Origin of the sequence: Streptomyces sp. UNOC14_S4, from assembly GCF_020740835.1 — a bacterium.
In the GTDB taxonomy this organism is placed as follows: domain Bacteria; phylum Actinomycetota; class Actinomycetes; order Streptomycetales; family Streptomycetaceae; genus Streptomyces.
Window position 1 is genome coordinate 1 of the sequence record NZ_JAINFC010000186.1, and the last position, 13,058, is coordinate 13,058.

The window sequence follows — 13,058 nt, forward strand, 5'->3', positions numbered from 1 at the left end:
CACCACCCCCATGCGCTTGGTACAGCGGGACCACCCCCGCGCCCGCGGGGACGACCTTCCCCTTGCTCGTACGGGATGACCTGTAGCGGGAACACCCCCGCGCCCGCGGGGACGACGGCAACCGACGTCGGTACCTACATCGACGCCGAGGAACACCCCCGCGCCCGCGGGGACGACCCGCACTCCGTGCAGCCGCTGCCGCGCTGCGGGGGAACACCCCCGCGCCCGCGGGGACGACAGGTGGTCACCGCCGAAGCGCTGAACCGCTCCGGGAACACCCCCGCGCCCGCGGGGACGACCGCCGTGAGCGGCAAAGCTCCGTCCCCTCCGCGGGAACACCCCCGCGCCCGCGGGGACGACACTTGTTGAGCTGGGGCTTTATCGGATGGTGGCACGGTTTTCATTCAGTTGGTTTCCGGGGCGGGCCGAGAGGATCAAGCCGTCGAAGTCGACAGGTTGCCAGCGGTTCCGGCCCGCGGTGCGGACGGCCCAGCCCTGTTCGTTGGTGGCGGGTTCGACGAGGATGGCCTGGCCGTCGCCGATGCGGGTGGCGAGCAGGTCCCAGAGGCGGTCGCGGACGCGTCGGCTGGGGTTTCCTACGAAGACGCCGACGCTGGCCTCGACCATCCACCGGGTGAGGTGGCCTCGGAGGCCCTCCGGGGCTGCGACGAGGATGATGACCGTCACGGGGCGGTACCTGTTCCCTCGATCTCGGGTCCGACAACGGCAATGTGGTTGTCCGTCATGCCGTATGCCGACAGGTCGGCTCCGCCGGACCAGTCAGTGCCGCCGGGGACGACTCCGACGTGTTCGTCCCACAGGAGGTTGGCTGCGTCCTCCTCCAAGTCCTTGCCTTCTGGGGTGAGGAGGTTCTTGACGTCGTCGACGATGCGGCCGAGGAGTTTGTCGCGAGCGATGAGGTCGCGCAGGCCGAGGCGGGCGTCGCGTTCCTCGGTGAGGCCTTTGGCCGCGAGGTCGAAGGCGAGGGGAATGGTGTATTCGGCCTTGTAGAGGTCCGCGATGTCCAGGACGAACGAAATGGCCAGACCGGTGTGGACGAAGCCGAGGCCAGGGCTTGCGCCGAGGCCGACGACGACTGCGTGGCAGATGCCGTACAGGGCGGCGTTGGCCGCGGACAGCAGGCGGTTGAGGTCGTCTCCGGCCGCGTGGGGGTCACCGGCCTTGTACACCCGGCCGTCCCAGGACACCCCGGTGCGCTGTGCTTGGGCGCGGTAGAGCTTTCGGACGCGGGCACCCTCCCGGCCGCGGAGTTGCTGCATCGTCAGGTTGCTGACGTCTTCGCCGGGGAAGCGCATGGCGTACATGGCACGGGCGACGGCGAGGCGTTCCTTGGGCCGGGTGACGAGCCATGCCTGTCGGTGGAGGAGTCCGGCGCCACGGCTGGGGCCGAGTCCGGCGGCGTACATCCGTATGCCTTGCTCGCCGACCCAGCACATGGCGGTGCCGGAGTCGGCGAGCAGGCGGATCGCGCCGTGGGTGACGCGGGTACCGGGGCCCAGAAGCATGACGGCGACCATTGCGGCGGGGACCCGGACCGTCTGTTGTTTGTTGATGATGACGACGGCGTTCTCGTCGCGGTCGAGATGGCTTCGTTCGACGTAGACGCTGGAAACGCGGTCGACGAGTCGGTGCAGGTCCTGGGGGTCGGCCTTCCACCAGATGTCGGGCATGTGCTCATGCCCCTTCGGGGAGCGGAGCAAGGGTGAGCAGTCCGCAGCCGTACGCCTTCGAGGGGCCGATGCCGGACAGGAGCCGTTCGGTGAGGAGGGCGGGGTCGGTGACGCGCAGGCGCCCTTCGAAGGTCACCGCCTGCATGACCACTCTGACGTCTTTGGGGAGGGCGGAGCCCTTGCCGAAGGAGCGACGGTTGCGGGAGGTGATGCGGACTTCGCGGGGTGGTTCGCCCTGCTCGTCGTGGGTGTCGTCGAGGTGGGGCGCGGCGGGGACCTCGAAGCCCCAGCGCGAGGTGCGGGCGAGGAACCAGCCGAGCTGTGCCGATGCGGTGCGGTGACCGAGGCGGAAGCTGCGGCGGTCACCGGCCTTGACCCGTTCGGCCTGGCGGTCGGTGAGTTTGTCGGGGCGGTTGGTGTTCTGGACGGGGTTGGCCGTGAGCCGGAAGGCGAACGCGCTGCCGGGGACCAGCCGGCGCAGGAGCGGGGAGTAGTCCCGTATGGCGAAGTGTTCGCCGTCGGCTCCGGGCCAGCCGGCTTGTTCGACCAGGTGGGTCCAGTCGGGCTTGGAGGTGGTGAGGACGAACAGGCGCGGACGGTGGGGGTCGTCGGAGTCCAGGCGCCACAGGGTGCGTTCCTCGTCCGGGTGCCCTGGCAGTCCTCCTTGGACTGCGCCGTGCATGGCGCGGGGGCTGGCGAGAAGTTTGTGGCTTTCGGCGCGCAGCGGGTTGATGCGGATGCGGGAGAGGTAGGGCATGTCGGTCACCAGCCCAGGAGGGCGAAGGGGTCGTGGCCGCTGTCGGCGGAGTGCGGCTGGTCGGGGTCAGGGGTGAGGTCAGTGGGGACGGAAAGGTAGGTGTGGCGGACGCGGCGGGTGGTGAAGGCGCGGGCTCTGACGGTGAAGGAGAGGGGGACGTCGTCGCGGGTCTCGTTGCCGTCGAGGTCGTCGAGGGTGACGGGCAGGTCGATGCGGTCGGCATTGTTGTGCCTGCGTCCCCAGCGTTCCCGTACGCGTTTATGTACCTGCCAGGGCTCTTCCTGCAGTGCTTCCAGGAGCCCGCGGGCGCGCAACCCCAGGACCAGCGGCTGGGTGGGTGTACAGGAGCGGCGGCCGAGGGCGAGCGGGAAGACGGGGCGGCGGAGGGCGTGTTCAAGGGCGGTGACGAGTTCGTCCGGGCCTTCGAGGGCGGCGACGAAGACGGCGTCCTGGAGGTAGAAGCGTTGCGTGACGTGTGTGTGCTTGGCGGGTGACGTCGGTTTCTGCAGGCCTTTGGCGTTGACGGCGGCGGCCGGCAGCGGTCGGCCGCGGTAGTCGCTGACGGTGTGGTAGTCACGCAGGATGCTGCCGGGCTGGTCGGTGCGGATGCCGAGGTCGAGGCCGGCGAGGTCGTCCAGCGCGGCCCCGCGTGGGCGGCCTGCTGCGGCGGCGAGCAGGCCGACGATGCCGGACTTCGTCGGTTCGGGGCGCGTCTCGCGGCGGTTGAAGGCGCTGCGGTCGCCCCAGGACTGGAGGGGACCGGCAAGCCGTAGCAGCAGGACGCGGGTGTCGGCCGGGGGAGTGGACGTCATGCCGTCTTCTCCGTGAGGGAGGCTATCCGAGCGCGCAGGCCGGCCAGCAGCTCGGGGAACCCCACGGGGTTTCCGAAGGCCTGGGACAGGGCTTCCGCGGTGTCTTTGGTGCGGGGGTCACCGGTGCCGAAGGTGTGGCTGACGGCGGTGTGGAGCGGGGTGTCGCCCCACATCTTGGTGGCGGTGAGGTATTCCTCGGCGAGGCGGCGGGCAGAAGCGGCCTGGATGCCTGCTTCGTGCTGGATGGGGTCCTCGAAAGCGGAGACCAGGTTGACGGGCTGGTCGGCTCGTACGACGACGGCGACGAGGCCGGGCCGGGTGCGGTGGGCGAAGGAGTTCTGGTAGCCGGTGGGGGCGGAGCGGACGAAGCCGTCGATGAAGTGGCCGAGGGCGTCGAGGGTCGCGTCGGTGTCTCCGCCGAGGTTGTCGGTCAGTTGCTCCAGGCCGACGGTGGCGTAGCGGTAGAGGGTGGCGGAGTTGAAGCCGATGGTGCCGATCATTCCGGCGCCGGTCTCGTCCTTTTCGTTCTTGTCGTCCACAGCGGTGAAGTAGTCGAATTCGAGCTCGGTCTCGTGAGTGGAAAGGGCGTGGGCGACCTGGACGGCTGCGTCGACGTTCAGAGCGGGGATATCGGCGACCATCCGTCCGAACAGGGCGACACCGACCGGGTGGCCGGTCTTGAAGCAGTCCGCGACGGGCAGGTCCTTGACCGCTTCGGTGAGGTCCTTGTCGTCCAGGGCAGTGAGTTCGTCGGCGCGATCGGTGACGAGGGCGGCGACGTTGTCGAGTTGTGCGTTGCCGTAGAAGAGTAGGTATGCGGTGTCGCCGTCCTTCTTGCCTTGGCTCAGGCCGAGTTGGCCGAGAAGGGCGGAGGCGATGCGGACTGCGGATTCCTTGTCCAGGCCGGAGGCATGCGTGATCCGGTCGGCGAGTCCGCCGGTGAGGCGCTTGGAGCGGGTGGCGCGGTCGGGCTCGGCTATCTGGGCGTCGAAGTGCAGACGGGTGGCACGCTTCCACGCCTGGGAGGAGACCCGGGAGCGGCGCACGCCGCCGTACACGGCCTCCTTCGGATTCCCTTGATCGTCCCGATTGAGATTGGCCGGGGGCACGGTCTGGATGACGTGCACGTCGATGTAGAGGCGAGGGCTCATCGGGTGACTCCGGATTTCTTGTGGTTGAGGGAAGTCGGGAAGGCGGCGAGCGAGGGTGGTGGAGGTGGGAGGCAGGTCAGTCACTGGTCCGGGGAGCGGAGCCGTTGCCCTGCGTCCAGCCGTAGTAATCGAGTCCCCAGCGTCGGCGCACGCGTGACCGCGCGTCGGGGCGATTCCAGTCGCGCAGGTCGTCGGTCAGTCGGTCGTAGTCCAAGGGCTCCTTGATTCCCTTGAGCTGGGTGACCAGACCGCGGAGCCGTATCTGCAGGGCCGCAGTGGAGGTGGCGGAGAATGCTTGCTGAAAGCGGGAGTCCACGGCTTCTTCGCTGGTGCGTTCGTGGCGGCGCAGGGCGAGCATGGCCCGGCCGAGACCGATGCCGTTGCGGTGCATCGGCCGGTCCTGGCTCTGCTGGTGCAGCCCGTACAGGGCGAGCGCGGCGTGCTCGGCCTCCTGCTCGGCCGAGAATTTCCCCCGGCTTGCGGCGAATTCATCGACAGGGCAGGTGTAGAAGGGAAACATCTCCAGCACGGTGCCGGCCGGACGGCCCAGCCCTCGGCGCAGCACGGCGAGGTCTTCCCCGGGGGGACGCTGTGCGGCCGCGGTTCCGTCCTCGCGGCGCCAAGTGCCGTCCAACGCTACGTACCGGTGCCAGATCCTGCGTTTTATGTGGTCTTTTTCTTCGGTCACGGCTGTCTCCAGACGTGTGAGGTATGCGGGTTGTTTCGAAGGCGTGACAGCAGGGGGCTTCGTCATTCCACTGCTGGAAATCCGCGCGCCGGTCAGCGATCGGTGCGGGTGCCGCGGTGGGTTTCTTCGGCTTGCCGGTGCTCCGCGGCCCGGTGGAGAATTTCTGCACGGCGTTTGAGGAAGGACGCCTCGGCCGATGAAGCGCGGTAGGCGCGTTCCGGTTTCCCTTCGCCTTGGGAGACCTTGCGGCCGACGTAGGCGGTGAGGGGTACGGCTTGCAGCAGACGGTCGGCGACGTCCCAGCTCCGGCGCCAGGCGAGCTGCTCCCAGGCGAGCTGGCCCGCTTCGATCGTGTCGAGGTCGTCGCCCGCGTCCTGCACACCGGCCAGCAGCCGCCTCACCAAAGGGTCGAGGGCGTGCAGCACGAGTTCGCCGGGGCGCTGGCCCTTGTCCCAGGGGATCGGGTCGGCGCCGACGGCCCGCCGCAGATCGGCGGAGAGGTGGTTGACAGCCATGGCCAACTGCTCTGCCTGCTCGGCTACTTCCAGGACTGCGGCATAGACGTCGGTACCTGTGTCGAGGGCGGCCAGTGGGAGCGGCAGCGCGTCGAACATCACGTCGTCCACGACGGCGGACTGAGTGCCGTACGCCATGCCGGTCAGCTCCACCCGCAGCGGGTAGCCGTCGCCGATCTCGGTGCGTATACCGCTGGCCTGGTCCAGGAGCTTGCTGGTGGCGAACCCGCTCGTGCGCTCGCTCGCATCCCGGTCCTGCCGCTCGGGGGCGAGCAAGGCGTCCAAGGCCGCGCCAGGCGGCTTTGCCGGGCTGCATACGCAGCGGGCGGCGTGGTTGAGCGGTGGCTCCCTTGCGTTTGGCGGAGCTCCGGGGGCCGGTGGGTTCGATCCGCCACATGGTGTGCGGCTCGGAATCGGGCGTATACGGCATGCGATCGCCCGCGGAGACCAGGACCCGGGTCACACGCAGACCCTCGTCCGTTTCCTCAGGGACGAGACGGATGCGCCGTGACTGCCAGGTCCACAGATCAAGAAGCCCTTCGGGTATTCGCTCCTGCCATTGGGGCGTGGCAACCGACCGGGTTTCCTCGATCCGGCCCGCGCGGTCGCGGCGTCTCCACTGCGGCAGGTCGGTGGAGACCGTCGGTGGGCCTACCGGAAGGTTCAGCAGCAGCGTCTCGTACAGGGTGGACCCTATGGGAAGGATCACCCCCAACTGTCCGAGGGGGCCGGTGGGGTTACCCGTTGTCTTGCCCGCTTTGACTTTGGGGTCGCCGACTGCCCCGGTCTTGATGGCCGCGGTGTCCCAGCAATGGGTGTGCAGGAGCCAGTGCACTGCCTGGGGTGGTGTCAGCGGCAGTGCGTCTCCCTCCGTGCGGGAGGCGAAGAGCGGCACGTTATTGCCGGTCGCCGCCGTTGCGACGATCAGACCAGCGCCTTTCGTCTCGTCCTTGGCCGTTCGCAGCTCCGCGACCTGGCCGAACGGGTGCTCAGGGTGGAAGAGATCGAGCAGATCGCTGTACGTGTCCAGGTAGCCGTCCAGCAACTGGAGCTGTTTGTCCGACCATCGGCCGGCCCGGAACCAGTCCGCCCACTCCCGCTCGTCCCGGGGGCGACCCAGCGTCCATGACCACGGGCAGCAGCAGTTGCCTTAGCAGTGCGGGGCGTTGCGTCGGTAACGACACGACCAACTCGCCCAGCTCGTGGGCATCCCGCAGGGCCGTACGCAGGGAGTACTCCTTCGCCGGACCGCCGGAAGCTGGTGCGATGGACAACCAGGGGTCATCGGGTAAGGAAAAGCGATATGTCACAGTTCCCCCTCGGAAGAACTTTTCATGTCTAGAACCTAGTCAGCTTCCGAGCTCTTTGCCCGCGTTATCTGAAGGAAAGTGCAAGAATCTTGGCGTTGGCCCTGCACTCGGCGTTCGTGACGCCTCTGCAGGGGTGGCCCGTTTTCGTGTCTGAGCATCGCATCGTCCCCGTGCCGCACGGGGCTTCGGGGCCGCCGGGCTTCCCGCCCGGCGGCCCTCCTGTATCCGCCGACCGTCGAACCCGCTCCGTGGCCCTCTTGGCAGCTCAGCCGGTCGACTGCTCCTCCCGCAGGCCGAACTCGTCGTCGTACTGCACGGTGACCGAAGGGAGTTGCGCCCGGTGGGAGGCGTCCAGCACCAAGGCGCGGCTGTGGCGCAACCAGGGGTGACCGTGCCAGCCGGGCAGCGGCCTGAGGGGCAGGGCGTCCGGGGTGAACTTGGCGGGCAAACGGACCGTGGCTCCCAGGACCTCCTCCAGCAGTTCAGGAGCAACGTCACCGTTCACGCCCAGGCTCCGCCCGGCCAGAGTGCGGTACGCCTCCCCCTCCACCTCTTGGACCACCAGCACGACCTCGACGGATTCATCGCCGTCGCGTACCGCGGCCCGGAGCGCCTGCTCGTTACTCCCTGCCGAGGAGCCGCCGTAGTGCAGACCTGCCAGTGTCCGCTTCTCGTGCTCGCCGTGCGGGGTCAGCAGGAATTTCCGGGCTTCCTCGGCGCGGGTGCGGTCTTTCTCGCGCTGGTCGTGGTCGGCTGCTTCGCCTGCCACCTGCCAGGACTCCGGCAGCAGCGCGGAGTCCTGCCCGTACACCGCCTTCACCAAAGCGGGTACTTGCCCGGGTATCGACCAGCGGCCGTGTGCCGAAGGCAGGACAGCTGCGGTGCGCAGCAGAAGGTGCCGTCCGTAGATCTTCTCACTCGCGTAGGCGAACACCGGTTCCCGGTCGTCGCGCGGCTGGAAGCCCGTGACGAAGACGCGTGGTTCGCGAAGCCGGACAGGACGACGGGTGCCCTCATGACGGTGGACCCGGCCGATGCGCTGGAGCAGCAGATCGACGGGGGCGAGGTCGGTGACGAGCAGGTCGGCGTCGACGTCGAAGGACTGCTCGGCCAGCTGGGTAGCCACAAGGATCAGCCGCCCGCCTTCAGGACGCGGCGTCTGCGGACCGAGCAGCCGCAGGCCCTCTTCCGTCAGCTCCGCGCGGTCGGCAACGGTGAACCGAGCGTGCAGCAGCCGCACGTCCTTCTCGCCGAACCGGCCCTTCAGCTCTGCGTAGAGGCTCTGCGCCCGGGCGACGGAGTTGCGGATGACCAGTGCCGTTCCTCCGCCGGCGAGTTCGTCCGTCAGTAGGTCCGCCAGCGCTGCATCGGCCTTCTGCTGGAGGCGGTTCCGCTCCTGGCGCTCCACCCCCGGCCCGGGCAGTTCCTCGGGCACGGTCTCCACCTGCACCCGTAAGTCCGGACGCCAGCTGGTAGCGGCGTCGAGGTGGAACTGCGGTTCCCCGGACGGCCCCAGCCAGGCCGCGGTGACGCTCGGGTAGCCGTCAGGATCGGGGACCTTGAGGGGAAACTCCTCCCGTGAAGCAGCACCTGCCGAGTACGTCTCGATCAGAGCGTGCCGCTGGGCAGGGGGCAGCGTTGCCGACAGCAGGATCACCGGCACCCCGGCCTGCCCCAGCCAGTGCAGTGCCTCCCGCAGGAACTGGCTCATGTAGATGTCGCACGCGTGCACCTCGTCCAGGACGACGACCTTGCCCATCAGACCCGCCATGCGCAGCATCACATGCCGGGTACGGGTCGCCGCGTACAGCAGCTGATCGACCGTGCCCACCACGAACGGGGCGAGCAGCCCACGCTTGGCGCCCAGGAACCACTCGGCGGGCGCCTGCCGTTCTGTTGTGCAGCAATCTACGGGCCCGACTCCATATGGATCGTCGAGGAACCCGAACTCGTCGACTCCGCGGAACGCCGCGTCGGGATCTGCGCCTCCACTTTCCAGCAGCTGCTTCCACTCTTTGTTGAAAGCCCGCTTGCCATGCAGCAACGCCACCCGGGCAGCGAGCTGCGGGCTGATCGCTGTCAGCCAGCGGCGGGTCCGGGTGAACATCGGGTCGCTGGTCGCCTGGGACGGCATCCCCACGAACACCCCGTCCGCGCCGAACCGTGCGGCCAGGATCTCCGCCGCGGCTTGAGCAGCTTCCGTCTTGCCCTCGCCCATCGGGGCCTCGACCACCAGGATTCCCGGACCGCTCATTCGGTGAGCCGCTTCCACGACCATCGTCTGAGAGGGACGTGGCGCACAACCGAATCGGCTCTGGAAGGCATCCGGGCCGGGCATCGCGAGTGCTCCCCAGCCGCCTTCCAGCCCCAGCGACTTCCAGGCGGCTTCCGCCCGTTCGCGGGACGCGTCCAGGGAGATCGACCGTAGCTCGTCCATCCCTTCGAAATGACGCTCGTCGCTGGCGATCCAGTCGGCCATGACCACCAGCCCGCTCAACTGCAGCTGAAGTGCCCGCGACGGGACAACGGTCGGCTGGACCTCCCCGAGGTCCGCGAACCCCAGCTCCTGCGTGAACACGTCGAACACCGCTGACTGGACGTCGCGCCACGCTCCCTTTCCACGCAGTTGCCCCTTGGCCGTGCGGGGTTCGCGCAGATTGCCGAGCGTCGGGAACGCCCCGTGGTGACCAGCGATCAACGGCCACACCCAGTCCACCTGCTCTGCCTGCCAGCCGCTCGCGCTCAGTACCTCACGCGCCAGAAGGCCGCCGGCCCGGTCGTGCCGCCATCTCCCTCCTTCTGCACCAGACTTGGCCGCCCGCTTCTCCCAAGTCAGACCGGTACGTCGTACTGTCTCGGCACCCTCGGGCCACAGGCGCTGATGCGCCGGCGTCGCCTTCCCGCAGTCGTGCACCCCACACAGCCAGACGAACAGCCGACGCCCTTGCCCTGCACCTCCCGCAACTTCGTCCAGCGCCGCCCGCGTCACGGGCGGCAAGTAGCGGTCCCATAACAGTTCCGCGACCGCTGCCGTGTCCAGAAGATGCGCCACCAGCAAACTGGTCCGCCCGCCGGCGCGTTCCTTCGACTTCGCCCACAGCGTCTCCAGCCCGGCCGACACCTGCGCCCCGTATCGCTCGCTCAGCTCCTGAACGTTCACAGCGCTCGCTCCTCCACGTACAGCCAGTCGTGTGCTGATCAGGGAGCGTAGAGGCGGGCACTGACAATCGGTTGTGAGCTGCGAAAACACTCAGGACGGCGTACTGCTCTGATATAGAGCGGCCAGATACGAGGTGGCGTGTCCTCCGCAGACTTGGAGTTGAGGCTGTCGCGAGCGTCTTGCCGATGAGCTTGTCCGCCAGGTGCCATCCCTGCGGGCAGGGTCGACAAGCAAGCGAACATCGCCCGGCTTGGCGGAGGGAGGAGCATCCCCGCGGATGCGGGGACCATTACGCCGGCTCGGGCCCGGCCACCGGGGGGGAAGGGGGTATCCCCGCGCCCGCGGGGACCACGGGTGGGTAGCTGCCGGGCCGGGCGTGCTGCGCGGAACACCCCCGGGCCCGCGGGGACCACTGCGGGTCGCACACAATGTGCACGATCACCTGGGGAACACCCCCGCGCCTGCGGGGACCACTGGACGCGGACCACGTCGTCCGGCATGGTCCGGGGAACACCCCCGCGCCCGCGGGGACCACGAGCACTACGTCGACCGGACGGGCACCGTCACGGGAACACCCCCGCGCCCGCGGGGACCACGGACATGCTCGATGAGAGCGGACAGGTCAAGATGGCTCTGTCGCGATTTCCGTGATCCCTCCTTGTTGATCTTCATCGGGTGAGGAGGACGCGTTTGCGGAGGAGGTCGTGCTTCGCGCGGCCGAACATCTGCCGCTTCAGCATCTTGATGCGGTTGACGTGGCCTTCGACGGCGCCGGAGTTCCAGTACAGGGTGAGGCCGGCCATGACCGCGTCCCAGTCCTTGCGGAGCCCGGAGGTGAATCCTCGCAGCTCAGGGTGCTGGCTCTGCTCGGCGTCGCGGGTCCACTGCTCGAGTTTCTCCTGGCCCTGGCGGTGGACGAGGATCTCGGCGAAGCGTGCGACGAGCTGGCAGGCGGCGTCCAAGTCGTCGCTGCGGTCGCGGAGTTCCTTGAGGATGACGCGGTCGGCTTCGGACCGGTTGTCGGGGTGGGTGAGGATCAGCCTGGTCACCTCGCGGACCTTCGGGACGGGCGGGCGGGTGGTGGGTTTGGCGTTCTCCTGGAGCCTCAGCAGGAAGCGGCGGACGGTCCGCTCGCTGACGGTCAGTCCGCGGTCGGCGAGTTCACGGTGGAGGCGGCTGGTGCTGGTGCAGCCCTCGGCCCAGCGGGCGGCGAGGTAGGCGGCATGGCCATCGAGGCTGCTCTGCCGACCAGTCGGGCGGGAGCCGATCAGCTCCTCCGCGGTGGCCGCTCGCATGTTCTTGCGGACGGTCTTGGGATCGAGCCGGAGTTCGGCGACGATGCCGCCGACACTCATCCCCTTGTTCATCAGCACGTGCACGGCGGCGTGACGTTCACGGATCCGCTGGGCTCGCAGGCCCTCGGGCTTCTCCGGCACCGTGACCTGGGGTTTTTCCGGCTGGGGCGGGGTCCATTGCGGGCGGAGCCGGGCGGCGAACCGTTCGGCGGCGTCGCCCAGGTTCTGCCACAAAGTACTGGTGGGCCGTCGGCGAGGTGCCTGCTGAGCAGGTCCTTTTCCCACGGCCCCCAGCCCGAACGACGCATGCGAGCTTTCCCCGCACGTCGCTCTCCAGTGACTACTCCGCGAGTGCTGGGGCGGGACGTTTGCCATGGATGTCCGCGTGGCAAGTTCCGCAGACCACAAGGGTTTTGCGGTGTCGTGCGGCCATGAGATCTGCCCATGGCGGCCGGTTGCCCGGTCGTCCGAGGTCCGCGAGCTTGGCGACATGGTGGACCTCCACCGCGTCGACACGTCCGCATGCCTCGCACCGTCCGGCGAGGAGCCGGGTGACCAACTCCTTGCGTTTGGTGTTGACCGGGGCCAGCCGACAGTCGTTGATGACCGTCTTCTTGTTCCGTCGCAGCGGGATCCCGCCGAACCGTCCGACCAGTGGCTTCCTGCCGGTGCGTTCGACGCGGGCCTCGAAGCACTTGCGTGGCCCGTGCGGTGTCTCGATGGTGGCCGCGTACTTGCGGGCCATCGTTGACACCGTCGAGCGATGCTTGTTGGCGAGCGTCATCAGCATCGAGGTCTCCATGACCCATTGGAGCCGGGCGAGCCGGAAGACGTCGCCGGCCAGCAGGTAGTACTGGACGATGCCGCGGTACTCCGACCCGTAGGTGCTGAGGATGACGTGGTCGTCCTGGTTCAGCAGTTCGGGCCGACGCGCGGGTTTGCCGCGCTTCATGTACTGGGCCTGCTTGGCAGTTACTGAGGTTGAACTCGTGATGGCGGGTGGGTTGGTCAAGGTGGCTCGATGATCAGGCCGGTCTCGGCGAGGCAGCCGTCGAGCAGGTGCGGGCGGTACTGGACCTTCTTCAGCTTGCGCTTCATGACGCGGACGAGGTGATCGATGTTGGCGGCGGCGAAGTTCTCCAGCGACCGTTTGAGCAGGGACCACACCCCCTCGGCCGGGTTGAGGTCGGGAGCGTAGGAGGGCAGCTGGAACACCCTGAGCCACGCCTCGTTCTCCGCGATGAAGTCCGCGAGCTCGCCGGTCAGGTGCACATTCAGGTTGTCCCACACCCACACGATCGGGGCGCCGAGCTGGTGGTGCGCGAGCACGATCAGGTCGCGGTAGTCCCGCCAGGCGAAGCTCTTGCGCTCGCCCTTGCGCCCGCGCCACACGTGCAGCCGGTAGAACAAGTGCGACCGCGTACCGGGCTTGAAGCACACGACGCCGGCCACGGAGACCCGGCCCCGGTTGCTGCCGCGCACCCGCATCACCGGGGTCTGGCCGCGCGGTGCCCAGGTACGTCCCTTCGGCGGCCTCAGCCCCTGGCCCGCTTCGTCCTCGAAGCAGATGTAGGCGCCCAGGTCCGCCGCGGTGCTTTTACCCGCGGCCACACCTCGTCCTTCCACACCTCGACGGCCGCGTCGTCCCGCTCGATCGCCCGGTGAGCGGGCACCTGCGC

General features: G+C 68.6%; 11 protein-coding genes, 1 pseudogene and 1 CRISPR repeat array. All 12 genes and pseudogenes read right to left on the minus strand.

Annotated features, from left to right (window positions below; genetic code table 11):
* Nucleotides 1-26: 26 nt before the first annotated feature.
* Nucleotides 27-360: a CRISPR direct-repeat array (repeat unit 29 nt; unit sequence GGGAACACCCCCGCGCCCGCGGGGACGAC).
* 18 nt (nt 361-378) lie between these two features.
* A complete protein-coding gene (gene cas2e / locus K6I34_RS18175) occupies nt 379-687 on the minus strand; it encodes a type I-E CRISPR-associated endoribonuclease Cas2e (RefSeq protein WP_229327326.1) in 309 nt (102 codons plus the stop codon).
* A complete protein-coding gene (gene cas1e / locus K6I34_RS18180; protein ID WP_229327327.1) occupies nt 684-1,691 on the minus strand; it encodes a type I-E CRISPR-associated endonuclease Cas1e in 1,008 nt (335 codons plus the stop codon). Before cas1e ends, cas2e begins: the two co-directional genes overlap by 4 nt.
* Before the next feature lie 4 nt (nt 1,692-1,695).
* A complete protein-coding gene (cas6e, locus tag K6I34_RS18185) occupies nt 1,696-2,448 on the minus strand; it encodes a type I-E CRISPR-associated protein Cas6/Cse3/CasE (protein ID WP_229327336.1) in 753 nt (250 codons plus the stop codon).
* Between the two features lie 5 nt (nt 2,449-2,453).
* A complete protein-coding gene (gene cas5e, locus K6I34_RS18190) occupies nt 2,454-3,260 on the minus strand; it encodes a type I-E CRISPR-associated protein Cas5/CasD (RefSeq protein WP_229327328.1) in 807 nt (268 codons plus the stop codon).
* Nucleotides 3,257-4,411, minus strand: a complete 1,155-nt coding sequence (gene cas7e, locus K6I34_RS18195; RefSeq protein ID WP_229327329.1) for a type I-E CRISPR-associated protein Cas7/Cse4/CasC — start codon at nt 4,409-4,411, stop codon at nt 3,257-3,259. Before cas7e ends, cas5e begins: the two co-directional genes overlap by 4 nt.
* A gap of 76 nt (nt 4,412-4,487) precedes the next feature.
* Complete coding sequence (gene casB, locus K6I34_RS18200) at nt 4,488-5,099, minus strand: type I-E CRISPR-associated protein Cse2/CasB (protein WP_229327330.1); 612 nt, start codon at nt 5,097-5,099, stop codon at nt 4,488-4,490.
* Nucleotides 5,100-5,191: 92 nt separating this feature from the next.
* A pseudogene (gene casA / locus K6I34_RS38910) lies at nt 5,192-6,674 on the minus strand (type I-E CRISPR-associated protein Cse1/CasA); the annotation flags it as partial.
* Nucleotides 6,604-6,924, minus strand: a complete 321-nt coding sequence (locus K6I34_RS18215; RefSeq protein ID WP_229327332.1) for a type I-E CRISPR-associated protein Cse1/CasA — start codon at nt 6,922-6,924, stop codon at nt 6,604-6,606. The gene K6I34_RS18215 and the pseudogene casA, both read right to left, overlap by 71 nt.
* A 265-nt stretch (nt 6,925-7,189) precedes the next feature.
* Nucleotides 7,190-10,084: a CRISPR-associated helicase Cas3' gene (gene cas3, locus K6I34_RS18220; RefSeq protein WP_229327333.1), complete on the minus strand. Its 2,895-nt coding sequence runs from the start codon at nt 10,082-10,084 to the stop codon at nt 7,190-7,192.
* Nucleotides 10,085-10,752: 668 nt separating this feature from the next.
* Complete coding sequence (locus tag K6I34_RS18225) at nt 10,753-11,613, minus strand: transposase (protein WP_229327334.1); 861 nt, start codon at nt 11,611-11,613, stop codon at nt 10,753-10,755.
* A 106-nt stretch (nt 11,614-11,719) separates the two neighbouring features.
* Nucleotides 11,720-12,331: a group II intron reverse transcriptase/maturase gene (locus K6I34_RS18230; RefSeq protein ID WP_229327335.1), complete on the minus strand. Its 612-nt coding sequence runs from the start codon at nt 12,329-12,331 to the stop codon at nt 11,720-11,722.
* Between the two features lie 56 nt (nt 12,332-12,387).
* Entirely contained in the window at nt 12,388-12,990 is a 603-nt protein-coding gene (locus tag K6I34_RS18235; protein WP_374230956.1) for a transposase, read from the minus strand.
* Nucleotides 12,991-13,058 lie beyond the last annotated feature (68 nt).

Bases quoted from the DNA above. Each gene is read 5' to 3' on its own strand.
- cas6e (WP_229327336.1), bottom strand. From the start codon at position 2,448: ATGCCCTACCTCTCCCGCATCCGCATCAACCCGCTGCGCGCCGAAAGC.
- cas5e (WP_229327328.1), bottom strand. From the start codon at position 3,260: ATGACGTCCACTCCCCCGGCCGACACCCGCGTCCTGCTGCTACGGCTT.
- K6I34_RS18230 (WP_229327335.1), bottom strand. From the start codon at position 12,331: ATGAAGCGCGGCAAACCCGCGCGTCGGCCCGAACTGCTGAACCAGGAC.
- cas1e (WP_229327327.1), bottom strand. From the start codon at position 1,691: ATGCCCGACATCTGGTGGAAGGCCGACCCCCAGGACCTGCACCGACTC.
- cas7e (WP_229327329.1), bottom strand. From the start codon at position 4,411: ATGAGCCCTCGCCTCTACATCGACGTGCACGTCATCCAGACCGTGCCC.